Below are 20,849 nucleotides of genomic sequence, written 5' to 3' on the forward strand. Positions count from 1 at the left end.
ATATTTATATATTATATAAGCCGCCAATTTTTAATTTCAGCGGCTTATACTATTAATTTATTTTAAAGCAGCAGTCATTACGATTCCTACAAGGAAGCATTCCGGTGCCGTCATTCCTGTTGAGGTAGCACGTGCAGGCTGAAATCCATCCTCAACCCATTCTTCCCATGCCTTGTTAAAGTCATCTATCATTGATGCTTCTCTTATAAAAATGTCTGCTCTAAGTATATGTTTCTTATCCGAATCAAATTGCTCCAACAGCTCATCGTACCTGCAAAGCAGTGCCCTTGCCTGCTCATACATGGTCATCGGTTCTTTTTGAGCAGCTGCGGCTACGTGTATCTCGAAGTATAATACTCCATTACACTCAACTACTCTGCTGGCCCTCTTTTTTACATCATATCTGTTAATTATCACGTTAAATCTCCTGTTGTCTTCTATATTTTACATGATTACATGTTTTATTATTCTGCAAAGTAGCATGCAGCATAATTTTGATAATTCATCGGGAACTCCATGGTATACCCTCTCAGTGTACTTGTGGTTCCTATACATACCTTCGCGCTGTACAACGGTATCCACACGGTATCTTCGTACATCAGTTCCTGAATTTCATCATACAATTCAACACGTTTGTCCCAATCACTTTCAGATGATGCTCTGTTTAACAAATCATCCATCTCAGGGTTATTGTAGTTAACTCTGTTTCCTCCTACACCTTGAGCATCCGAATACAATTTACTCAATGTATAGTTAGGATCACGCAGTGTATTGTTGAGTGTAGTAATTGCGGCAAATTGCTCTCTTGAATTTAAGAAAGGAGTATAAGTGGATGTTTCCATTTCAGAAAGCTCCAAATCTATGTTTGCTTCCTTCAGCATTGCCTGAAGAACCTCTCCAACCCTTCGGTTGTCAGAAGACTGATAAAATGCCAACGGAAAAGAAATACCATCTGGATATCCGGCTTCTGCCAACAAGCTCTTTGCTTTTTCTACATCATACCCAAAAGCAGCAGTGTCTGCCTTATATCCGGGTACGGTGCTTGGGAGAAAGCTGTTAGCTGTTAACGCAGCATCCATTAAGCAAGCCTTTCTCAATGCATCATTATCAATTGCGTGAGCTATAGCTCTTCTTATTTTTGTGTTACTGAGCAATTCACGGTCAAAATTTAATGCCAGAAATGTAACTGCAACAGATTCATTGGTATATAATGAGAGCTCAGGATTGCTTTCAACCTGCTCTAATGAGATTCCCGGAACATCCTGCATTATATCTATTCCGCCTGTCTCCAGCTCAAGTAAACGGCTGTTAGCTTCAGGAATCAAACGAATGTTTATTGTTTTAAGCTTTGCTTTTTCTCCGTGATAATCATCAAATCTTTCTATCTCAATGTTTGCTCCTTGATTCCATTCAACAAATTTAAACGGTCCCGTACCACATGCAACCATATCTATGTTATCCACGTTTTCGTTATAAAATTTTTCATTGAATATGCCTAAGTTTACATTGCATATAGATCTTATGAACGGGGCAAAGGGAGTCGATGTTCTAAGTATAAGTGTATAGTCGTCTATTATTTCGAAATTATCGGGATCGAACCCTATTGTATTTGATTTTGTTCTCGGATTTTCACAAAAATGCTTCATTGAGAAAACCACATCACTCGCTTTTAATTCTTCTCCGTTGTGAAATTTGACACCCTTTTTCAAAACAAATTTATAGGACAGATCATCTATCTGCTCGTAGGTTTCTGCTAAAACAGGATAAATGTTACCTTCCTTATCCATCTGTACCAGGGTTTCATATACGTTTGCCGCGAACTGAGCTCCCGGTACCTTACCGTCATTAGCAGGGAATAATGATTGCGCTTCGCCGAAGGCCCCAATTGTCAGAGTATCCTTTGATGAAACCTTTTCATCACCGGAATTATTTACTTCTTCATTATTGCCACCGTCATTCTTTGGTTCATCGGAGCTGCCATTACTGCATCCCGCCAATAGTGTCAATACAAGAATCAACGCCAAAATACTCATAAATAGTTTTTTTGCTTTTGTTTTCATAACGTCACATCCTTCAAAATTATTCACCTTAATAAGTGTTAGCAATTATATTACAACAAACGTTATGCTATGTCAACATTTTTTCATATGCAACTTTTTTATCACCAAATAGCTTGGTGACAAAATACACCTTTCACTCTCCACGTCTTTATTATTATATATTTATCTTGAAATTTACCAATATTCTTATATTTTTCCATGTTATACATTTGTTTTCGGCATTATGTTTTTGTAATAATTTTTTATCATATAAAAATTTATTGACATATTTTATGCTGCAAGGTATAATAAAAACAATTTTAATATACTATAAAAAGGAAAGGGGATAATATTTTGTTAGAAGAAAACATTTCTACACTAACAGATTTCTTATCGGACAGCCTTGGAAGCAAGTATGAAATAACCGTATACGAGATAGGTTTATCAGATGATGCAAAGGTAATCGATATCAGAAACAGACATATCAGCAAGCAGTCCTTGAACTCAGCACTTCCAAAATTTATTTCGGATGCCATTAAAGAAAATCATTTTGCAAAAAAACCATACAAGGAATTCTTAATTTCATCAAACAAGGAAGGCACAATAATCAAAACCTCGGTATTGTACATTAAAGGAACCAATCTCTCTGATTATCTGTTGAGCATAAGCAGTTACCATAACATAAGCTATGATTTTGACGGTGCCTTTAACAGCAAAGAGGAGTCAAAGCTCAACGCGCAAGTCCCGGCTGCTATGAAACAAAATGTACAAGCCCATGCAGCAGATAATGAATTTTCGTCAAGCATGACTCTTGATGATATCATTAAAACGAAGGTGGAGGAAATATTGTATGACATGGATATAACATCATCAAATTTAACCTTCAAGCAAAAGACAGATATAATTGAAAAGCTTTACGAGGCTGATATTTTTAAGGTAAAGGGTTCCGTGCCATTGGCAGCGGACTATTTAAAAAGCTCTGAATCCTCAGTGTATAGATATATACGTCAACACGAAATTAAATTAATGGAAGACAACACTGATAACTTTTTAATGTAAGGGGGCAATTATGCATACCATCAAGGAAAGAATAATAACACAAGCTGTAGAAAGAACAGACGTTGCAACACTCAATCAGCAATTATACACCATTAATTCCGATATTGAATTTTCAGATATTTTAAAATCATCCTGGAAAAGTCTTCAGAGAAACACCGATGACCCTGAAAAATGGATAGAAACAGGCAGAAACTTCAAGCGTCAAAATCTTCACAGAGAAGCAATCGAAGCTTTTTCTCAGGGTATAACGAATGATTGTTTCAATTATTTGTTGTTCCGACACAGGGCACATTCATATCTGAATATATGCAGATATAAGGAAGCTGTGGCAGATTTCAAATTATCCGTACGCATGAATCCCTTCCATTTTGACAGCTGGTACCTGATGGGAATTTCATATTATTTAATGCAAAGATACGAAGAAGCTTCGGATATATTTAAGCAGGCACTGATCATTGCCGACAGTGATGCGGAAATGGTTTGTACGGTTTACTGGAGGTGGTTTTCTTTAATGCTTATTAACAATAAGCAGGAGGCAGACGAGCTTTTAGAGAGGGTGAAACCTAATCTGAAATTAGTTTCATGTGAAGCTTTTTATAAGGTTCTGCTTATATGCAAGGGACTGCTGACTCCCGAGCAGGTTTTAAATATTCCCGACAATTCTTACACAAACGCTCACTCTATTATGTTTTACGGAGTGGCACAATATTATTATTTAAATGGTGACATAGAAAAGGGTAATCAGGTAATTGAAGATTTACTCCGAAACGAAGAGGAAAGAAGATGGGCAGGCTTTGCTTATCAGGCGGCAATTTTAGAAAAAAACCGAAATTTTAATTCGAAAGGTGCAAGCTATGAAAATTAGGAATGAATCTTTATTTGAAGTTTTAGCCGACAAAAATTCTCAGCTCATTTTGAACAGAACTCCCTGCGACAAATACAGCAGTGAAATAATTCAAATCATTGATGATATAAAAAACGACGGACCTTCAGAAGAAAAATACATAAGTCTGATAAATGAATTTCACAGAATAGGCTTGTTCAGAGAAGCAGTTGAGGTTAGCTGTGAAGCAATATCAACCGATCCCTTTAACTGGGGTTTTCATTTGTTGAGAGGCTATAACAATCTGCACATTGAGCAAATTGCCGAAGCAGCTGCAAATCTTGAATTTGCATCAAGAATGAACCCCGAGTCCTTTGAAGCTCAATTATACGGCGGTATTGCGCACTTTTTGGCAGAAAATTATTCTAAATCAAATTATTTCTTTAATCAGGCATTGGAGCTAAGCAATACATTCAAGGATAAGTGCGACGTAATCCTTTGGTATTGGATTTTTTCTTCTAAACAGGAAAACGGAGAACAAATGAAAGAAATTTTATCTTCAATTGATTTCTCTGAGGATGCAAGCGATAATTCTGATTTTTCGTCCATTGATATGTGCAAATTGTACAAAACCAATGAATTGAATATACTGACAAAAATCAAAACAAAGGAACAAATGGATAAATATAAATACTTCATTGCATGGTATGAGATTATCACAGGTAATCGTGACAAGGGATATTCATTGCTGAATGATTGTTCAGAAAATAGTATTTTTTCAATCCAATCTGTTGCAGCAAGGAAGGATCTTAAGAAAATATTCATACGATGGACTCCGGATGAGTTTTAGAACAATGAAATACAGGAGGAAAAAGCAATGGTAAAGGAATCACAGATTAAAATAATGAAGGAAGGTCTTGCCACTAAGGGTCCCATCGAAATGGACAAGGATATGCTTAAGGAGGTTGAAGAGCAACTTAAGGACAATCCTTACGATTTTTTAGCGCATTGTGCGAGAGGAGTTTTATACTTCAATTATGACTTTGAAAAAGCTATTGAAAGCTTCTCTGATGCTTTGGCAATAAATCCTTTTGATTCCAATCAATATTATAACAGAGGCAGGAAATTTTTATCTCTGGATAAATACAGTCAGGCGTTATCTGATTTGACAGTTGCAGTCAGAATAGACGATAAGGACAGCTGGAAGTGGCATTTTTTAGGAGTTGCATATTTTGGTCTGAACAGATTCAAGGATGCAATAGACTGTTTCTTCAAATCTATAGATCTACACTTCATTAACAAGACAAACAATATACCACCCGAGGTGGAATGGATCTGGTTATCCTATGTGCAGCTTGGAGAATTTGACAAGGCAAACGAAGCCTTAAAGCTTGTGGACGAGGATACACCGGTTCAGGGCGGTGATATCAGCTATAAAAGAAGGATATTGTTAAAAAGAAATATCATATCCGCCTGCGAATTTGAATCAAGTATTAATTATGAAAGTGACAGCCACGCTGCAACAGAGCTGTACGGTCTGGCAAACTACTATCAGCATATAGAAAAGAACCAGAAGAGGGTTATTGAAATTTTAGAAAAAATATTAAGCATTAAGACAAGTCACCACGCTTTTGCATATAAAATGGCAAAGCATGATTATTCGTTATTAGTCAGCTTAGATTAATATAAACACAACATTAAATATTATCGGAGGAATTTTTTATGAGTAAAATCGGAGAAAGACAAATCAATATTATGAAGAAAGGATTGGCAGCTAAGGGTCCGATAGAAATGGATTGGGATATGCTGAAAGAGGTTGAAGAAAAGCTTGCTGAAAATCCTAGTGATTTTTACGGCTGGGCCGCAAGAGGTATACTGTATTTCAACGAGGATTTTGAAAAGGCTATAGAAAGTATATCACAGGCACTTGCATTGCAACCCTTTAATGCAGATCAATACTACAACAGAGCAAGAAAATTCCTGTCTCAGGACAAATATGTACAAGCTATGTCCGATGGAGTTATGGCAACAAGGATTGATACGAAGGATGCATGGAAATGGCACTTTTTAGGTGTGGCATACTTTTTCTTAGACAGATACGAGGATGCCGTTGAATGCTTTAAGAAATCCATAGCTCTTCATGTTGAAAACGGTACTAACAATACACCTCCCGAGGTTGACTGGATATGGATGGCGTATATGCGAAGCAACCAGGTTGAAAAAGCTCGCGAGTCACTTGATTTGATGAAGTCGGATACGGAAGTTGAACGCGGAGATTTGATGTATAAAAAAAGAGTGTTGCTTTACAAAGGAGAAATGACATTAGAGGAATTCGATAAGCAGGTAGAAAGAGATTATCCAAAGAGAGCTATTACGGAGCTTTACGGAGCTGCCGCATACTGTCACTATATATTGAAGGATAATAAGAAGGCTGTTGAATATTTAGATGAACTGCTTGCTTATGATACTTCACATCATGCCTTCGGATATAAAATGGCTCTTGAGGAAAGAGACCTGTGGTCTAAAGAAATATAGCACAAATAAATTATTCAACAAACTACCAATGGGGGTTGTAAAATATGCTAAAATATATCATTCGTCGTATTATTATGATGATACCTGTAATGTTGGGCGTTACATTTGTAGTTTTTACGATGCTGTACATAACGCCCGGTGATCCGGCCCAAACGATTTTAGGCGAAAATGCAACAGAAGAAACAATTGCCGAGCTGCGTGAGGAAATGGGGCTGGACAGACCGTTCATAATTCAATATTTTGATTATGTGTGGAAAATAGTTACAAAAGGTGATTTCGGAAGGTCTTATACTAACCAGCAACCGGTTATAAATGCACTCATTGACAGATTTCCAAATACTATAATACTTGCGGTCTCGTCGGCAGCCATAGCTGTCATACTGGGATTGATTTTGGGAGTAGTATCTGCCGTTAAGCAGTACTCAATTTTTGATAACTTTTCAATGACCCTTGCATTGATAGGTCTTTCTATGCCAAACTTCTGGCAGGGTTTATTGTTAATGCTTCTGTTTTCTTTAAAGTTAGGCTGGTTCCCCGTATCAGGCTTTACAACATGGAAACACTTGATTTTACCTGCTTTAACGGTCGGTACCAGTTCGTGTGCCATTATTGCAAGGATGACACGTTCAAGTATGCTGGAAGTTGTTCGTCAGGATTATGTTGATTCAGCAAGGGCAAAAGGACAAAAAGAATACATTGTAATAATCAAACACGCTTTAAGAAATGCCATGATCCCGATTATTACTGCAGTCGGTCTGCAGTTTGGGGCTATGCTCGGCGGCTCTGTAATAACCGAGTCCGTATTTTCAATACCCGGGATCGGAAAATTAATGGTTGATTCAATCAAGGCGCGTGATTATCCGTCTGTGCAAGCAGGCGTGCTGTTAATAGCTCTTTCATTCTGCGTTGTTAATTTGCTTGTTGATTTACTTTATGCGGCTACCGATCCTCGGATGAAATCAAACATTGAAGGTAAAGCATAGGATAAGGAGGAAAATTATGTCTGCTGTTAATAACACTGCAACCACACGTGTTCAGTATAAAAAAAGAAGTCAAACAAAAGAAATCTGGCGTAGATTCAGAAAGAATAAAAGCTCTATTATTGGTATGATCATCATTGCAATATTAATAATATGTGCAATATTTGCAGAAAATATCGCACCCTATGACCCTGTTAAGCAAGACTATGCTCACACGTTAGAACATCCAAGCAAGGAGCATATATTCGGCACAGATGAGTTTGGAAGAGATATTTTCAGCAGAATTATATTCGGTGCACGAACATCTCTGTCAGTAGGTCTGATTTCAGTTTCCATATCCTGCATAGTAGGTGGAGTTATAGGTGCCATATCAGGATACTTCGGAGGAAGGATAGATACATTCATAATGAGATGCATGGACGTCTTTTTAGCAATTCCAAGTATATTGTTTAACATTTCCATCATAGCGGCTTTAGGACCGGGAATAGTGAATATGATGATTGCCGTAGGAGTTTCTAACATTCCGAGATACTGCAGAATTATGAGAGCCTCCGTGCTTCAGATAAAAAACCAGGAATTTATTGAAGCGGCAAAGGCAGGAGGCGCTTTAGATTTCTTCATAATCACATTCCATGTAGTACCGAATTCCTTGGCGCCCATAATTGTGCAAGCTACCTTGAATGTCGGCTCGGCAATCATTGCCTGCGCCGGATTAAGCTTCATAGGTGTCGGTATCAGTCCTCCAACTCCCGAATGGGGCGCCATGTTGTCAAACGGTCGTGATTTATTGCGTAATTATTCATATATAACTGCATTTCCGGGTCTGGCAATTATGATTACTGTACTGTCCCTGAACTTAATGGGTGACGGACTGAGAGATGCGTTCGATCCTAAACTCAAGAGATAGCAGCATGCGGAGGTATAAAATGAAAAATGATTACATTTTGGAAATTGAGGATTTAACCGTAAAATATATTACGGAAGACAGCATAGTAAGTGCTGTTAACAATATGAGTTTAAAATTGGAGCGAGGAAATACTCTTGGTTTTGTCGGTGAAACAGGTGCGGGTAAAACTACAACCGCAAAGTCAATAATGCGGTTATTACCTGAACCTCCGACTAAAATAGAGTCCGGTAAAATCATTTTTAACGGTGAAAATATCCTCGAAAAAAGCATCAAGCATATGCAATCAATTCGCGGAAACAAGATTTCAATGATATTTCAGGATCCCATGACAGCTCTTAACCCTGTTATTCCCATAATCGATCAGATCGCAGAGGTTATACTTTTACATCAAACAAAGGATAGAAAAGCTGCATACAAAAGAGCCGAGGAAATGTTAGAAATAGTCGAGATAAAAAAGGAACGCGGAGAGGAATATCCTCATCAGTTTTCAGGAGGAATGAAGCAAAGAGTTGTTATTGCCATTGCTCTGGCATGCACACCCGACTTGCTGATAGCTGATGAACCTACTACAGCACTGGATGTTACAATACAAGCTCAAGTTCTTAAATTAATGCATGATATTAAGGAAAGCAATAATACCTCAATGATAATGATTACTCACGATTTAGGCATAGTTGCCGAAGCATGTGATAATGTTGCCGTTATTTATGCAGGGAGTATTGTCGAGTACGGAACGAAGGAAGATATATTTAACAGTCATGCTCATCCTTATACAGAGGGATTGTTTAATTGTATACCGGATTTATCAAAAACAGAAAGCGAATTAATTCCTATTAAGGGAATTATGCCGGATCCAAGCGACCTTCCCACAGGGTGCAAATTTCATCCGCGCTGCCCCTATGCTGTAGACCGCTGTTCCAAAGAAGAACCCGAATCAAAGGAAATTTCTGACGGTCACATGGTAAAATGCTTCCTGGAGCACCGCAAATAGTTTTATTATCTTGGCTAATGTATTAAGGAGTGAGGCTTATGACACAAAAGTTATTGGAAGTAAATAATTTAAAAAAATATTTTGATACTAAAAGAGGCAAATTACATGCTGTTGACGACGTGAGCTTTTATATATACAAGGGTGAAACCTTAGGAGTCGTAGGCGAAAGCGGCTGCGGCAAATCAACTACCGGCAGAACAGTTCTGAGACTTATTGAGCCTACCGAAGGAGAAATCTTTTTTGACGGCATCGATATCAACTCTCTTTCTCAAGAGGTTATGAGGAAAAAAAGAAAGGAAATGCAAATAGTGTTCCAAGACCCCTATTCCTCCTTGGACAGCAGAAGAACCGTGTATGAAAGTATTGAAGAACCTCTCAGAGTTAATAAAATTTTTAATAACAGAACTGATTTATCAAACAGAGTATTTGAACTTATGAATACAGTGGGATTGGCAGAACGTCTCGTTAATTCATATCCTCATGAATTAGACGGAGGGCGCCGTCAGCGCGTTGGGATAGCAAGGGCTTTAGCATTAAATCCCTCCTTTATAGTGCTTGATGAACCCGTTTCCGCATTGGACGTGTCTATACAGGCGCAAATTTTAAATCTTATGGAAAGGCTGCAGGATAATCTGAATCTGACATATATGTTTATATCACACAACTTGAGTGTTGTAAGACATATAAGTGACCGGGTTGCTGTTATGTATTTAGGAAAAATTGTAGAGTTAGCCAGTTATAAAAATATATTTATCAATCCTCAGCATCCATATACTAAAGCTTTGCTGTCTGCAGTTCCTCTGCCGAGAATAGACTTGAAATTAGACAGGATTATTCTTGAAGGAGATGTTCCCAGTCCCATAAATCCGGTCCCGAGATGCAGGTTCTACGGAAGATGCCCCGAAAGAAAGGAAGTATGCAAGGGAGATTTGCCTGAGCTTAGAGAAATAGAAGCTGAACACTTTGTTGCATGTCATTTAATCTGAATGGATTTATTAAAATCCTCAAAAACTTGATTTTTGAGGATTTTGCTTTGCAAATATAAATTAATTTTACTATTAATGTTTAGTTCTTTTCTTATAAACAATATCTAAAATAATCGAGCATATAAGAGACGGTAAGCTCGCAGCAAATAGGAGCAATCCCATTACAAATCTTCCTAATGCCTCAAAGCCTTCAGTAGGGGCACTGTACGCAGTAATGAAATTATATAGCATAAACGGAAACATTACTATTACAGGAATATACTTAATATATCTTTTCTTCTTAAATATATAATTTAAAATAAGTGTCACTAAAATTGAAACTATTACTACAATAATTAAAACAACATCTATTTCCATAAAAATACCTCCTTTATGTCAAATTTGCTCCTGCTTCCTCAAGCTCCTTAATAATTATCTTTTTCATTTTCATCATCGCTTGTATTTGAGCATCCGTCTTAACCAGCTCCACCATGTTATGAGGCACTATCTGCCAGAAAAGACCGAACCTATCCTTAGCCCAGCCACATTGCTCCGCCTCTTTGACATGTGACAACTTATCCCAGAAGTAATCAATCTCATCTTGTCCTTCACATTCTATTGTCATTGATATAGCTTCATTGAAGTGAAAGTACGGACCGCCGTCTAATGCAAGATACCTTTGTCCGTTTAGTATAAATTCAGCAGTAATTATTTTGCCGGACATACCTTTAAAATGCTCATCAAGATTTTCATCAGGATACTTTACAATATTCTGTATTTCAGAATTGGGAAATACATTCACATAATAATTTATTGCTTCTTCACAATTATTATCACCAAACCATAATGATGGTACTATATTTTTCATTTTTTCTCCTTTTCAATGCATCAACCTGCATATACATTTGTAATTATTATACCAAAACAATTACAATTCAAACAGATTTAGAGAATAAATTTATTGATTTGATTATGATGGATTGCAAAGACCTTATAAAAAACTCCATTAAAATAACATTTATTTTTGTTTATGACTTTGTTAAAACATTCCTGTTTCTGAATCCCCAAAGTCCAATCGCAGTAAGTATAGAAAAAAGGCAAAGGAGTAAAAATAGTGGAATCAGCGGCAAATTTGTAATATCAATAGTATAGTGAGTATATGCAAAAGGAGATATCTGCATTATCGACCAATCAATAATCTGACCTTCCCATGCCAGCTCCAGCATAACAGATGACAGCCAGATTACCCACCCAAGTGCCATTATTTTAGGACAGAAGCCATATAACAGCGCTGTTATACCCAGAAATATAAGTACAGGAGGGAGCTTTGAAACGCTCATAGTCAAAATAGACCAAAATCCACCACTTACATCTCCGGCAGCAATTCCATAAAACAAACCTCCCGCAATACCCATAACCAACAGCAATGCTGCAGAGCATAAAGCGGCTACAATTAAATGACTGCTCATCCAGCGAATTCGACTGACTGGCTTATCCAAGAGCATTTCTACCCTTCCTTCGGTTTCTTCTTTTTTAAGGCGTGACACAGAGGTCATAGCATAGGCAGCCACAAAAATCGACATCAGATAAATGCTGACACTAATAAATACATAACCTAACCCCGCTTCCTCCGACCAGCTTGTGCCTCCTAAACTTGACAGCCAATTACTCATTCCGCCATCATTAGATAAGGCGGGCGAAATGGCTGCAAACACGGAAATATACAGCACTATTCCCACCATCCAGCCGATAAAGCTTTTTTGGTGTAATCTCCACGCTAAAGCCAGGGGGCTGGAAAAGTGCGGATTTGCTTCCGGCAATCCCGGTTTAATGAAATCGCTAAAAGAGCAGGTGTTGCATCTGCCAGTATTTATAATTATTTTGGAAGCAAGGAAGGTCTTATAAAGGAAACTGTCTTAAATATCCTTGAAAGCAGTTGGAAAGAAAGAAAGGAACTATGGGAAACTGATCTGCCTTTTCCTGAATTGCTAAAACGTACTTTGACAATGAAGGATAATTTCATTGATCAAACTAATCCGGAGCTTTTAAACATATTTGGTACTGATACCGAGATTAAAAAGCTGATAGATAACTTTCATAAAACCAGATACCCTCATATTGTCGGATTATTTCTTGAAAAAGGCCGCAAGGAAGGATATATACAAAGAGAACTCTCCCTTGAAGCTGCCATGCTTTATCTGAAAATGTATCAAAATCTGGCTAAAGAGCATGAAATATTAAAAAGCGGAAATAAGGATTTGCTGAAAGAGGTATTTGACTTAATGATATATGGACTGATAGGAAAGCCTATTAAATCAGAGTAATCCGAGCTTTACCTTTATTCAATTTTGTCTAAGAAAAAAAGCCTTGGATCAATTTTCATTAATTTAAGGCTTTTTAGTAGTATTCGGGTAATTAATCACACTTTATTTTAATGGAGTATATCACTTAAATATTTATATATAAATTATTCAATAATGTTTAATTCTTTTAAATACATGAGGACTATTTCTTTTCTATATTCAGCATCTGAATTTTGACGAATGTCTAAATTGCATGCAAAGAACCATGTGTCCTTAGCTGTTTCTACATATCCGACATGCCATCCGATTTGAGGGTTAATCCGCTGAGCCCATCCTGTTTTCCCGCTAAGGGTATACTCTGAATTTTTTTCTTCAACCATAAGGTCTTTCAGAATCTTGTAATAATCCTCTTTAAAATTATATTCTTCATTGTAAACTTTTTTTAAAAAATCTATCTGCTCTTTGGCAGATATTCTGATATCACCTTCAAGCCAAAAATTATCAGCACTTGTTCGCACCATTTTATTTAAATTCATATTTTATCTGTAAATCATTTTACAACAGAGCTCTTACTCTCATCCAGCTTTGCTTCATTAATTTTGTTATTAACAATGCTGAGCTTGTAATAATCCGCTAACTCATGCTTTTTATTGTTATTGTCCACATATGTGTATGATACTTTGTAATCCTTAATTATTCCGTACGCTACAAGTGCTATAACTCCCAAGATCCATATAACAGTACCTGTTTCTATCACAAATTCCATAGGATTTATAACTTCCGGAGTATCCACAGGAATCAGTGTTGCTTCAATAGTCCGGTTGACTGAATTGCTTATGATGTTATTAGTGCTGTTTATTGCAGGTGACTGGGTGTTAACTATATTAACAGGTATGGGATTATGATTTGACGGCATAATGCTTAAAGCACTTTCCAATGTAAAGGGACAAACTAACCGAAACAAAACAACTGACCAAAGAGTATAAGAAAAAATCTTAGGAGCTTTGTTTAATAACAGTCTGGCAATTATAACTGCAAAAACAGCAAAGCTTAGCAAACATCCTTGTGATCTATATTTCTTCTCTGTCAACATTTATTCCAAACAATTGCTTCAAATAATCCTGTCTTTCATTTATAACCCTAATTATTAAAATTTTATCAGATTCTAAGCGATAAAATATATAATTTCTTTCCGAAAATATATATCGATAATTAGTTGTAGTGTTAATAATTTTGCCAAGATTTACACCTGAAAAAGGGTATCGTTCTAACCTTCTTATTTCAGATGTAATCTTCTTTAAAATTTTATTTGCAGTATTCTCTCCCCAGTTAGTTGATAAATATACTTGTATACGCTGCAAATCTTCTAAAGCTCGTGGAGTATATTCAACATTTAGCATTCTTACAATCCTAAAATAGCTTCAACATCTTCCGCCGCAAGCCACCCTTTCTCTCTCGCTGACTTTTCTCCATCTTCTATGTCAGACAACAGTCTAATCGCAGCCTTCAACTTTTCTAACTCTGATATTTTTACGATTGCATATTCGCCTCTGCCATTTCTTGTTAAATAAACTGGGTTGCCTTCATGAACTTCATTAAGAACCTCTGTATAATTCCTTAAATCCGAAACCGGTTTAATATTTGGCATAATAATTCATCTCCTTTAAACATTATTATACTCTTTATGCTGTGTAATATCAAGACAAATTAACGTGTTAATTTGCAGCATCCGGGTTGCATTCCGCCCAGTCCAAGCAAGAAGGATATGATTTGTGAAGACTTAGACATAGAATATTAAAAAAGATGATGGATTAATATAATGTTTTGCTTTGTATTTTTGAGATGATTAAAAAAATTACATAAATTATAATTGTGAATCATGTTTGTTGTTGTTTTCTTAAATAATTGAGCACATCTGCTGCATTGGTATCCGTCTTTACCTTTGGCATTACCTCTTCTATAATTCCGTTTTCATCTATAACATATGTCGTCCTTACTACACCCATGCCTGTCTTTCCATAAAGCTTCTTTTCCTTCCATACATCGTAAGCCTTGATAACTATAAGCTCCGGATCTGAAAGCAGAATAAAAGGCAGATTATATTTTTCTGCGAACCTCTGGTGAGATGCCGAGCTGTCCTTGCTCACTCCTATAACAGCTACATCCATTTCGATAAATTCATCATACATACCCGCAAAACCGCAAGCCTGCTTTGTACATCCAGGGGTGCTGTCCTTTGGATAAAAATACAGCACAACCTTTTTACCTGCGAAGTCTGACAAAGATACTTCATTTCCATCCTTATCCTTAAGTACAAATTCCGGTGCCTTCATTCCCTTTTCCAGCATGTTATTTTCCTCCCTTTATAAAAACATATGTGTAATCATCTGACAAGTTATCATCATAAATATAGCCTAGTCTGTCAAACAATTTAATTTTTTCTGCATTCTTTATTTTATTTTCAGCCATGAAGCGTATCATTTCTCCTCTGGCCATTTTTACCTGTGTTCCCTTTTCAATGACCTTTTCACCTTTCATTTCCCCGAAAACACAGCTTATGAATTTTATGCCGTCATCAATATACTCGGAAATACACCTGCTGTATTCCTTTGATGCAAGATTTATAATACAATCACTCTGAGAAAATATCTCCTCAGCCAGTCTTTTACCCCAAAAATCATAGAGCGAATCAAATTCTCCTATCTGAAGCTTTGCCTGCATTTCAAGCCTGTAAGGCGTAACACCGTCAAATGGCTTAAGCATCCCGTAAAATCCTGACAAAATGCGCAGATGCTCCTCTATATATTCAAACTCCGATCTTTTAAACACTCCCGGCCCCATGTACTGATACTGTATACCCTCATAAGAAAGCACTGCCGGTGTCAGATTCGTATATAAATCCATTCTTTGTATTCTTTCATAATTCAGATTTGCAATACTATCATTGCATTTCCATACACCCTTTGCTTCCTCATAGCACATACCTCTCAGGTACTCCAAAAGCACCTCTGTCTGTTCCATAAACTTAGGTGTGCTAACATCCAACGGTGAGTCTGTATCTATTTTCATCTTTTTTGCCGGTGAAATAATGATTCTCATGTTTATCGCTCGCTTTAAATTGCTGATTTTTATTTGTAAAACCTTAATTACTGATTGATACCTTGTTACGTCCTGCCTGCTTTGCATAATACATATACTTGTCTGCTCTGTTCATCAATGTTTCAATGGTATCGTCATGCTTTGATTCTGCCAGCCCTATACTGACAGTTACAGTTATATAACTCCTATATTACATTTTATCTTACACTATATATCAGTTCCGTCATATATTATTATAGCAAATAAAATCAAATTTTCATAAGAATAAAATAAAAAGCGGAACGGCAATACCCTTAAACTATCAATGGCTTCCTTCAAAATAGTTTATCAGTATATCCTTAATATAATTATATCTCCTTGCATAGGAGTTTTCTATCCTGATTAATTCGAAACCGTGTTTTTTGCATATTGCATTCTTTTTTTCATCTCTTTTTCTTACGACATCATCCTCCATATGCTCCTTGCCGTCTAATTCTATTGCAAGTATGGGAATTTCTCTTTTACCGTATTCCTTTTCATCTCCCTGAAAAGCATGAACCGTACCGCATGTTACATCATTAATTCCTTTTTCCTGCAGCAGGGTTTCAATATATTTTTTCTGATTTACGAATGGAGTTATTATCCCGATTTTTTTATCCCTGTTTTCCTCAACAAATTTAACTATCTTATTTGCTTCTGTCGGTGATGTATTTTTTATATCTGTATTGTTATCTTCAACATCTATAAAAACAAGAGGCTTTTCGTTATTTATACTGCTCTTTATATTCAGTTTTCCGTTATAATATTTTTTATTATTAAACTCAATAATCTTTTTGTGGCATCTGTAATGATAGCTTAAAAGTATTTCATCACTGACAGCATCACATGCTAAAAACGTCTTATATATTGAGTTGCTGATGTAATCATACTCATTGGCTGCAGAATATTTTTTCTTCAGAATAGCATTATCTCTCTCGCTAAGCAGCACAACCGGATTCAGCTGCTGAGGATCTCCCACCAGCATGAGATTTTCTCCCCTTATTATGGGAACCAATGATATTGCAGTGTTGCATTGACTGGCTTCGTCAATAATGACCATATCAAAATATTTCTTCGGCTCTCCCAGCTTGTGTGCAGAAATACAGGTTGTTGCACATATGGGAAAAACACGCATAAACAGCTTAAGCTTTTCTTCGTCCTTCAAGTACTGATTAAATGCTTTGAGCTTCAGCTCTTTATCTTTAAGATAGACAATATCCAACAGTTCTTTATACTTTGGCTCGTCAAGCCTTTTAATATATCTGGCAGAAGCATACTACAAATATTTCAGAAATTCCTCTTCGTCATCAGATATCAGGTTAACTGCCTCCTCATCTGTGACTTCACCCAATGATTTCAATAGTTTCTCAACTTCATACAGCTGTCTTCCCTGTAAATCTGCCTGGAAAGTGAATTGATCATACGTGCTTATAAGCTTTTCGATGGTTTCCTTTCTTTCCTTGAGCTGAAGAATCTGCTCATGCTTCTTTAACAGCCTGGTCAGCTTTTTGGCTCTCTCAATCTTGTCTCCCTTGTTTTTCTCAAGGGTTTTATCAAATATATCTATATTTTTGGTACGTTCATATATGTCCTTTATAAAATCAAGGCTTTCCGCCACCTTTTCATTATTTCCTAAACGTACAACAGGAAAAGGTACAATTTTATCCCTGTAACTTATGCTTTGAAAGGTTTGAAATACGCTATCAATGGGATGATTGTTATATGATGCGAACAAAACGGTTCTTTCATTAAAGAAAGCTGTGATAATTGTATTTATGATGGTATTTGTCTTACCTGTACCCGGCGGTCCCTGAATATATGCGATGGGATATTTCATAGCAGTGTTTATTGCCAGAAGCTGATCTATATTTACTTTCTTATTTAAAAGAGCAATGGGATATTCCTTTCTCCTTTCGGGATGCTTTACTAAATCTCCGAAGAAAGCTTTAACAGACACTGTGATATTATTCTCAGCATACATGTTGATAATTGCTTCATATTCATGCTCAAGGTCGATAATTAGATCCATACCTATTGCTATTATGTAAGGCATGTCATCTACACCGGCAATCTGAGGATTTGAGCTTGTTATTTTATCCTTGATTATTTCCTGATTTTTTTCAAATTCATCCAGCAAACAGTAATCATCAGCATCCAAAAACTGCCGTATGCTTTGCTTGCTTCCATCTATTGAATACTCCTTAACAATAATATTATACCATATCCGAACCGAGCGCAGCGCAAGCTCGCTTGCATTGCCGAGGTGATGGTATGATATATGCATTATACCATAATTTTGCAGTTTTAACAGGAAAAGTTGTAAGCTGTGAATGCTGCTTATTTCACCGAAATGGTTGACATCATTTCATGGTATAAGGTTTCTGTGGTTTCACCGTTACGGAAACTTATATAAACAGGCTTGCCACCGTCTCTCTCAATTCGTATTGTAGGCGTTGACTTTGATTGAACAAAAAGCAAGGTTTCACCGAGGTTGTCTGATTTGAAATTCCCTTTTAATGCTTCGCCGTTACCCCCATATCCATTAATTCTTCTTCCAACGCCAATTTCACTCATGCTTTTATCTATAAGAGATATATCAGTTATATCAATAAAATCAATGCTTAATCCATACATTGCTTTGATTTGTATACTTTCGTCAAGAATATTAATAACAGGATCTTTGCCACCCTGATAAAACAGAATGCCCAACGCTATCAGAGAGAGCACAGAAATGACAATAATGACGATTATCTTCGCTTTATAAGTTGCTGCTTTAGAGCTTGCATTTTCATCAGCAATCGATAAGTCTAACTCAGTGTTTTTATAAAAACGACCGCCTGTATTCGCATAAATGACAGCACCAATGCTTCCAAAAATAATAATAAAGATTGCGAAATTAGGAAGCCAAGCTATATCAAGGTAAATACCAATCGGGATAATCATCATACCAAAAGAAATCCCAAGCAATAGCCATCCTACAAAACGGCAAAGTGCTTTTTCGTCATACTTTGATTTTTCTTTCTCACTGGAAGTATTATATCCGGCTATCAAAAAAGCACCTTTACCGTTCAAAAGGAATATAGCCATAATAACCAATGGTACTACTATGATACCAAAAAAAATGTTCATATAAAACCTCCATCCTCATATACATTTATTTTTATCAATCAAAATCATACCACTTTAGATATTCAAGCTATCTAAATCTGCTCAAATATATTTTCTGCATACTCTTTAATGTCATTAGGGGTTATCATATTATATTTTTCTTTCACAGCACTGAAATAATCACCAATCTTTTCTTTCTGAATAATTCTGTAAGATACCGCATTCTCAGGCAGTTCACCTCTGGTTGACAACCATGGTGTCTCTGAGTGAGTAAATCTTTCAAGAATCTTTCCACTATAGCAACATATATTCTTAACAACACTGTCTAAAACAGCCTTTTTCGAAGAAGAGAATATTGAGCTGTCAAATTCATTACTTACTTCAATTGGATCAAACTTATAATCAAGATATCTGAAATAAATATCCCTATAAACAGGTCCATGCACCCATGCTTCGCACTCCTCAGTAAAAAGAAATGTTTTATAAAATGCATAATAAAATCCCTGGATATAATACAATGCTTTCTGCAGCGCTAAAGGTGTAATATCTTCACATTGGCTTAATAAGTATTCAATAGCTATATCTATTTTTGTCTTTGTATTAACGTTCTTCCCTAAAAGTACATCAACTGTACGCTTACTTTTTTCATAAGCAGCACAAGTTTTTAATTTGCCTTTGTTTTTTTCAAGAATTTCTGCATCATAGTGAGGTTCAGCATAAATCCTTTTCAGAATATCTGAATACTGTTTGGTTGGCATATCTCCGTTACAATAGCGTGAAAAAGTTTGTTCTCCCCATCCGAGCAAAAGTGAAAGAGGGCGCTTTCCTTGTCTGTATTTCTCTGATTAAACTCTCATTTCTAAAAGCTTATTTTTCAATTCATTTTCAATTCTGTTCAGTTCGATTTCTGCCTCTTTTCTCTTCTGACGGCCTTCTGTCTGAATGCGCATCACTTCATCAAGGGTTGAAATCAATGATTCGTTTGTGATGCGGAGTGTATCAATATCCACAACTCCACGCTCCGATTCTTTTGCTGTATCTATGGTTGCGGTTTTAAGTATTTCCGCATTTTTTCTCAACAGCTCGTTAGTCATATCCGTCACTTCTCTCTGAGCCTTTGCAGCCTGACCGGAATGAGTAACTCCCAGAGCCAATACCATCTGGCTTTTCCATAGAGGAATCGTGTTTACAATTGTGGACTGAATTTTCTCAGCCATAATAGTGTCATTTCCCTGTATCAGACGAATCTGCGGTGCCATCTGAATTGATACCATCCTGGTCAACTCCAGGTCATGGAGCTTTTTCTCAAAGCGGTTGCATATGGCAATCAAATCATTAACCGATTGTGCATCCTCAGGCAGACCGCTGGCCGCCGACTTTTCCATCAATGCAGGCAGGTCTTCATTCTGAACCTTTTCCAGCTTCTTTTTGCCGGCAAGTATATACATGGAAAGCTCTTTAAAATATGTTTTATTAAGCTCATACATTTTATCAAGCATTGCTATGTCCTTCAGCAGCTGCATCTGATTCGATTCAAGAGTTTCACAGATTTTGTTTATATTTACTTCTGCCTTGTCATACTTTGCCTTCATTGCCGTGAGCTTATTGGAGGATTTTTTGAAAAGACCCAGAAATCCCTTCTCTTCCTCCTCCGCATCAAAGCTTTTTAATTCAGTTACAACACTTGAGAGCATGTCACCGATTTCGCCCAGATCCTTTGTCTTTACGTTGTTCAGTGCAGATTCTGAAAAATCCGCTATTTTCTTCTGAGCTCCCACACCGTATTGGAGTATCTGATTGGATTTGGTAAGGTCAATCTGATTGGAAAAATCATCAACCATCTTTTTTTCTTCGGGTGTCAGCGTGCTTTCATCGAACAAAGGCTTTTCAACCGGCTTGCTGTCCCTTTTTACAATTGCATCATTTAATTCCCCTTTATCTGACGCTTCATCACCAAAGGGCTCAAGAACTAATTTAGGTACATCATTATTCATTGTTTTTCTCCCCTATAATTTATTTAAA

General features: G+C 36.7%; 27 protein-coding genes. 10 read left to right on the forward strand and 17 right to left on the reverse strand.

Features of this window, described 5'->3' with window-relative positions; genetic code table 11:
- Nucleotides 1-57 precede the first annotated feature (57 nt).
- Together HZF24_RS14105 and HZF24_RS14110 are read right to left on the reverse strand one after the other, a co-directional pair.
- Nucleotides 58-417, reverse strand: coding sequence for a Rid family hydrolase (locus HZF24_RS14105; RefSeq protein WP_179238980.1), 360 nt, complete (start codon nt 415-417; stop codon nt 58-60).
- A 47-nt stretch (nt 418-464) separates the two neighbouring features.
- Complete coding sequence (locus HZF24_RS14110; protein ID WP_179238981.1) at nt 465-2,060, reverse strand: ABC transporter substrate-binding protein; 1,596 nt, start codon at nt 2,058-2,060, stop codon at nt 465-467.
- Nucleotides 2,061-2,393: 333 nt separating this feature from the next.
- Here HZF24_RS14110 and HZF24_RS14115 point away from each other — a divergent pair, with 333 nt between their 5' ends.
- The 9 genes from HZF24_RS14115 to HZF24_RS14155 are packed head-to-tail and all read left to right on the forward strand — an operon-like array spanning nt 2,394 to nt 10,320.
- Complete coding sequence (locus HZF24_RS14115) at nt 2,394-3,098, forward strand: helix-turn-helix domain-containing protein (protein WP_179238982.1); 705 nt, start codon at nt 2,394-2,396, stop codon at nt 3,096-3,098.
- Nucleotides 3,099-3,108: 10 nt separating this feature from the next.
- Nucleotides 3,109-3,963, forward strand: a complete 855-nt coding sequence (locus tag HZF24_RS14120) for a tetratricopeptide repeat protein (RefSeq protein WP_179238983.1) — start codon at nt 3,109-3,111, stop codon at nt 3,961-3,963.
- Nucleotides 3,953-4,771: a tetratricopeptide repeat protein gene (locus HZF24_RS14125; RefSeq protein ID WP_179238984.1), complete on the forward strand. Its 819-nt coding sequence runs from the start codon at nt 3,953-3,955 to the stop codon at nt 4,769-4,771. Before HZF24_RS14120 ends, HZF24_RS14125 begins: the two co-directional genes overlap by 11 nt.
- Nucleotides 4,772-4,798: 27 nt before the next feature.
- Nucleotides 4,799-5,605, forward strand: coding sequence for a tetratricopeptide repeat protein (locus HZF24_RS14130; RefSeq protein ID WP_179238985.1), 807 nt, complete (start codon nt 4,799-4,801; stop codon nt 5,603-5,605).
- Between the two features lie 38 nt (nt 5,606-5,643).
- Nucleotides 5,644-6,456 carry a tetratricopeptide repeat protein gene (locus HZF24_RS14135; RefSeq protein WP_179238986.1) on the forward strand — a complete coding sequence of 271 codons (813 nt, stop codon included), beginning with the start codon at nt 5,644-5,646 and terminating at the stop codon, nt 6,454-6,456.
- A gap of 44 nt (nt 6,457-6,500) precedes the next feature.
- Nucleotides 6,501-7,439 (forward strand): nickel ABC transporter permease, encoded by a 939-nt coding sequence (nikB, locus tag HZF24_RS14140; protein WP_179238987.1) that lies wholly within the window; start codon nt 6,501-6,503, stop codon nt 7,437-7,439.
- Between the two features lie 16 nt (nt 7,440-7,455).
- Entirely contained in the window at nt 7,456-8,343 is an 888-nt protein-coding gene (locus HZF24_RS14145) for an ABC transporter permease (RefSeq protein WP_179238988.1), read from the forward strand.
- A gap of 19 nt (nt 8,344-8,362) precedes the next feature.
- Nucleotides 8,363-9,334: an ABC transporter ATP-binding protein gene (locus HZF24_RS14150; protein ID WP_179238989.1), complete on the forward strand. Its 972-nt coding sequence runs from the start codon at nt 8,363-8,365 to the stop codon at nt 9,332-9,334.
- A gap of 38 nt (nt 9,335-9,372) precedes the next feature.
- Nucleotides 9,373-10,320, forward strand: coding sequence for an ABC transporter ATP-binding protein (locus HZF24_RS14155; protein ID WP_179238990.1), 948 nt, complete (start codon nt 9,373-9,375; stop codon nt 10,318-10,320).
- 72 nt (nt 10,321-10,392) lie between these two features.
- Here the strand turns inward: HZF24_RS14155 and HZF24_RS14160 are convergent, their stop codons facing one another.
- The 3 genes from HZF24_RS14160 to HZF24_RS14170 form a co-directional block, all read right to left on the reverse strand.
- Complete coding sequence (locus HZF24_RS14160; protein ID WP_179238991.1) at nt 10,393-10,677, reverse strand: hypothetical protein; 285 nt, start codon at nt 10,675-10,677, stop codon at nt 10,393-10,395.
- A 13-nt stretch (nt 10,678-10,690) separates the two neighbouring features.
- Nucleotides 10,691-11,167, reverse strand: a complete 477-nt coding sequence (locus HZF24_RS14165) for a VOC family protein (RefSeq protein WP_179238992.1) — start codon at nt 11,165-11,167, stop codon at nt 10,691-10,693.
- 160 nt (nt 11,168-11,327) lie between these two features.
- A complete protein-coding gene (locus HZF24_RS14170) occupies nt 11,328-12,041 on the reverse strand; it encodes a hypothetical protein (RefSeq protein WP_179238993.1) in 714 nt (237 codons plus the stop codon).
- Nucleotides 12,042-12,098: 57 nt separating this feature from the next.
- On the opposite strand from HZF24_RS14170, the gene HZF24_RS14175 reads away from it, so the two are divergent.
- Entirely contained in the window at nt 12,099-12,623 is a 525-nt protein-coding gene (locus HZF24_RS14175; protein ID WP_179238994.1) for a TetR/AcrR family transcriptional regulator, read from the forward strand.
- Between the two features lie 143 nt (nt 12,624-12,766).
- Here HZF24_RS14175 and HZF24_RS14180 read toward each other — a convergent pair whose 3' ends face one another.
- From HZF24_RS14180 to HZF24_RS14235, 12 genes are all read right to left on the reverse strand, one after another.
- A complete protein-coding gene (locus HZF24_RS14180) occupies nt 12,767-13,138 on the reverse strand; it encodes a penicillin-binding transpeptidase domain-containing protein (protein ID WP_179238995.1) in 372 nt (123 codons plus the stop codon).
- A gap of 14 nt (nt 13,139-13,152) precedes the next feature.
- Nucleotides 13,153-13,695, reverse strand: coding sequence for a M56 family metallopeptidase (locus HZF24_RS14185; protein ID WP_179238996.1), 543 nt, complete (start codon nt 13,693-13,695; stop codon nt 13,153-13,155).
- Nucleotides 13,673-14,002: a type II toxin-antitoxin system RelE/ParE family toxin gene (locus HZF24_RS14190; protein ID WP_179238997.1), complete on the reverse strand. Its 330-nt coding sequence runs from the start codon at nt 14,000-14,002 to the stop codon at nt 13,673-13,675. The genes HZF24_RS14185 and HZF24_RS14190 overlap by 23 nt, the downstream gene beginning before the upstream one ends.
- Nucleotides 14,003-14,004: 2 nt before the next feature.
- Nucleotides 14,005-14,250, reverse strand: a complete 246-nt coding sequence (locus HZF24_RS14195; protein ID WP_179238998.1) for a type II toxin-antitoxin system prevent-host-death family antitoxin — start codon at nt 14,248-14,250, stop codon at nt 14,005-14,007.
- A gap of 229 nt (nt 14,251-14,479) precedes the next feature.
- The gene (bcp, locus tag HZF24_RS14200; RefSeq protein WP_179238999.1) at nt 14,480-14,950 is read right to left on the reverse strand and encodes a thioredoxin-dependent thiol peroxidase; all 471 of its coding nucleotides are present in this window, start codon (nt 14,948-14,950) and stop codon (nt 14,480-14,482) included.
- Nucleotide 14,951: 1 nt separating this feature from the next.
- The gene (gene yaaA / locus HZF24_RS14205; protein ID WP_179239016.1) at nt 14,952-15,701 is read right to left on the reverse strand and encodes a peroxide stress protein YaaA; all 750 of its coding nucleotides are present in this window, start codon (nt 15,699-15,701) and stop codon (nt 14,952-14,954) included.
- Nucleotides 15,702-15,744: 43 nt separating this feature from the next.
- Complete coding sequence (locus HZF24_RS14210; RefSeq protein WP_179239017.1) at nt 15,745-15,879, reverse strand: GGDEF domain-containing protein; 135 nt, start codon at nt 15,877-15,879, stop codon at nt 15,745-15,747.
- A gap of 123 nt (nt 15,880-16,002) precedes the next feature.
- Nucleotides 16,003-16,941 (reverse strand): AAA domain-containing protein, encoded by a 939-nt coding sequence (locus tag HZF24_RS14215; protein WP_179239000.1) that lies wholly within the window; start codon nt 16,939-16,941, stop codon nt 16,003-16,005.
- A gap of 54 nt (nt 16,942-16,995) precedes the next feature.
- A complete protein-coding gene (locus tag HZF24_RS14220; RefSeq protein ID WP_179239001.1) occupies nt 16,996-18,003 on the reverse strand; it encodes an AAA domain-containing protein in 1,008 nt (335 codons plus the stop codon).
- Between the two features lie 53 nt (nt 18,004-18,056).
- Entirely contained in the window at nt 18,057-18,848 is a 792-nt protein-coding gene (locus HZF24_RS14225; RefSeq protein WP_179239002.1) for a DUF3784 domain-containing protein, read from the reverse strand.
- Nucleotides 18,849-18,919: 71 nt separating this feature from the next.
- Nucleotides 18,920-19,585, reverse strand: a complete 666-nt coding sequence (locus tag HZF24_RS14230) for a Panacea domain-containing protein (RefSeq protein WP_179239003.1) — start codon at nt 19,583-19,585, stop codon at nt 18,920-18,922.
- Between the two features lie 87 nt (nt 19,586-19,672).
- Complete coding sequence (locus HZF24_RS14235; protein ID WP_179239004.1) at nt 19,673-20,821, reverse strand: toxic anion resistance protein; 1,149 nt, start codon at nt 20,819-20,821, stop codon at nt 19,673-19,675.
- Nucleotides 20,822-20,849 lie beyond the last annotated feature (28 nt).

It is taken from the genome of Sedimentibacter hydroxybenzoicus DSM 7310, from assembly GCF_013403245.1.
Lineage (GTDB): Bacteria > Bacillota > Clostridia > Tissierellales > Sedimentibacteraceae > Sedimentibacter > Sedimentibacter hydroxybenzoicus.

Bases quoted from the DNA above. Each gene is read 5' to 3' on its own strand.
- HZF24_RS14110 (WP_179238981.1), bottom strand. From the start codon at position 2,060: ATGAAAACAAAAGCAAAAAAACTATTTATGAGTATTTTGGCGTTGATT.
- HZF24_RS14120 (WP_179238983.1), top strand. From the start codon at position 3,109: ATGCATACCATCAAGGAAAGAATAATAACACAAGCTGTAGAAAGAACA.
- HZF24_RS14125 (WP_179238984.1), top strand. From the start codon at position 3,953: ATGAAAATTAGGAATGAATCTTTATTTGAAGTTTTAGCCGACAAAAAT.
- HZF24_RS14130 (WP_179238985.1), top strand. From the start codon at position 4,799: ATGGTAAAGGAATCACAGATTAAAATAATGAAGGAAGGTCTTGCCACT.
- HZF24_RS14135 (WP_179238986.1), top strand. From the start codon at position 5,644: ATGAGTAAAATCGGAGAAAGACAAATCAATATTATGAAGAAAGGATTG.
- nikB (WP_179238987.1), top strand. From the start codon at position 6,501: ATGCTAAAATATATCATTCGTCGTATTATTATGATGATACCTGTAATG.
- HZF24_RS14145 (WP_179238988.1), top strand. From the start codon at position 7,456: ATGTCTGCTGTTAATAACACTGCAACCACACGTGTTCAGTATAAAAAA.
- HZF24_RS14150 (WP_179238989.1), top strand. From the start codon at position 8,363: ATGAAAAATGATTACATTTTGGAAATTGAGGATTTAACCGTAAAATAT.
- HZF24_RS14155 (WP_179238990.1), top strand. From the start codon at position 9,373: ATGACACAAAAGTTATTGGAAGTAAATAATTTAAAAAAATATTTTGAT.
- HZF24_RS14160 (WP_179238991.1), bottom strand. From the start codon at position 10,677: ATGGAAATAGATGTTGTTTTAATTATTGTAGTAATAGTTTCAATTTTA.
- HZF24_RS14165 (WP_179238992.1), bottom strand. From the start codon at position 11,167: ATGAAAAATATAGTACCATCATTATGGTTTGGTGATAATAATTGTGAA.
- HZF24_RS14170 (WP_179238993.1), bottom strand. From the start codon at position 12,041: ATGGTGGGAATAGTGCTGTATATTTCCGTGTTTGCAGCCATTTCGCCC.
- HZF24_RS14180 (WP_179238995.1), bottom strand. From the start codon at position 13,138: ATGAATTTAAATAAAATGGTGCGAACAAGTGCTGATAATTTTTGGCTT.
- HZF24_RS14185 (WP_179238996.1), bottom strand. From the start codon at position 13,695: ATGTTGACAGAGAAGAAATATAGATCACAAGGATGTTTGCTAAGCTTT.
- HZF24_RS14190 (WP_179238997.1), bottom strand. From the start codon at position 14,002: ATGCTAAATGTTGAATATACTCCACGAGCTTTAGAAGATTTGCAGCGT.
- HZF24_RS14195 (WP_179238998.1), bottom strand. From the start codon at position 14,250: ATGCCAAATATTAAACCGGTTTCGGATTTAAGGAATTATACAGAGGTT.
- bcp (WP_179238999.1), bottom strand. From the start codon at position 14,950: ATGCTGGAAAAGGGAATGAAGGCACCGGAATTTGTACTTAAGGATAAG.
- yaaA (WP_179239016.1), bottom strand. From the start codon at position 15,701: ATGAGAATCATTATTTCACCGGCAAAAAAGATGAAAATAGATACAGAC.
- HZF24_RS14220 (WP_179239001.1), bottom strand. From the start codon at position 18,003: ATGCATATATCATACCATCACCTCGGCAATGCAAGCGAGCTTGCGCTG.
- HZF24_RS14225 (WP_179239002.1), bottom strand. From the start codon at position 18,848: ATGAACATTTTTTTTGGTATCATAGTAGTACCATTGGTTATTATGGCT.
- HZF24_RS14230 (WP_179239003.1), bottom strand. From the start codon at position 19,585: ATGCCAACCAAACAGTATTCAGATATTCTGAAAAGGATTTATGCTGAA.
- HZF24_RS14235 (WP_179239004.1), bottom strand. From the start codon at position 20,821: ATGAATAATGATGTACCTAAATTAGTTCTTGAGCCCTTTGGTGATGAA.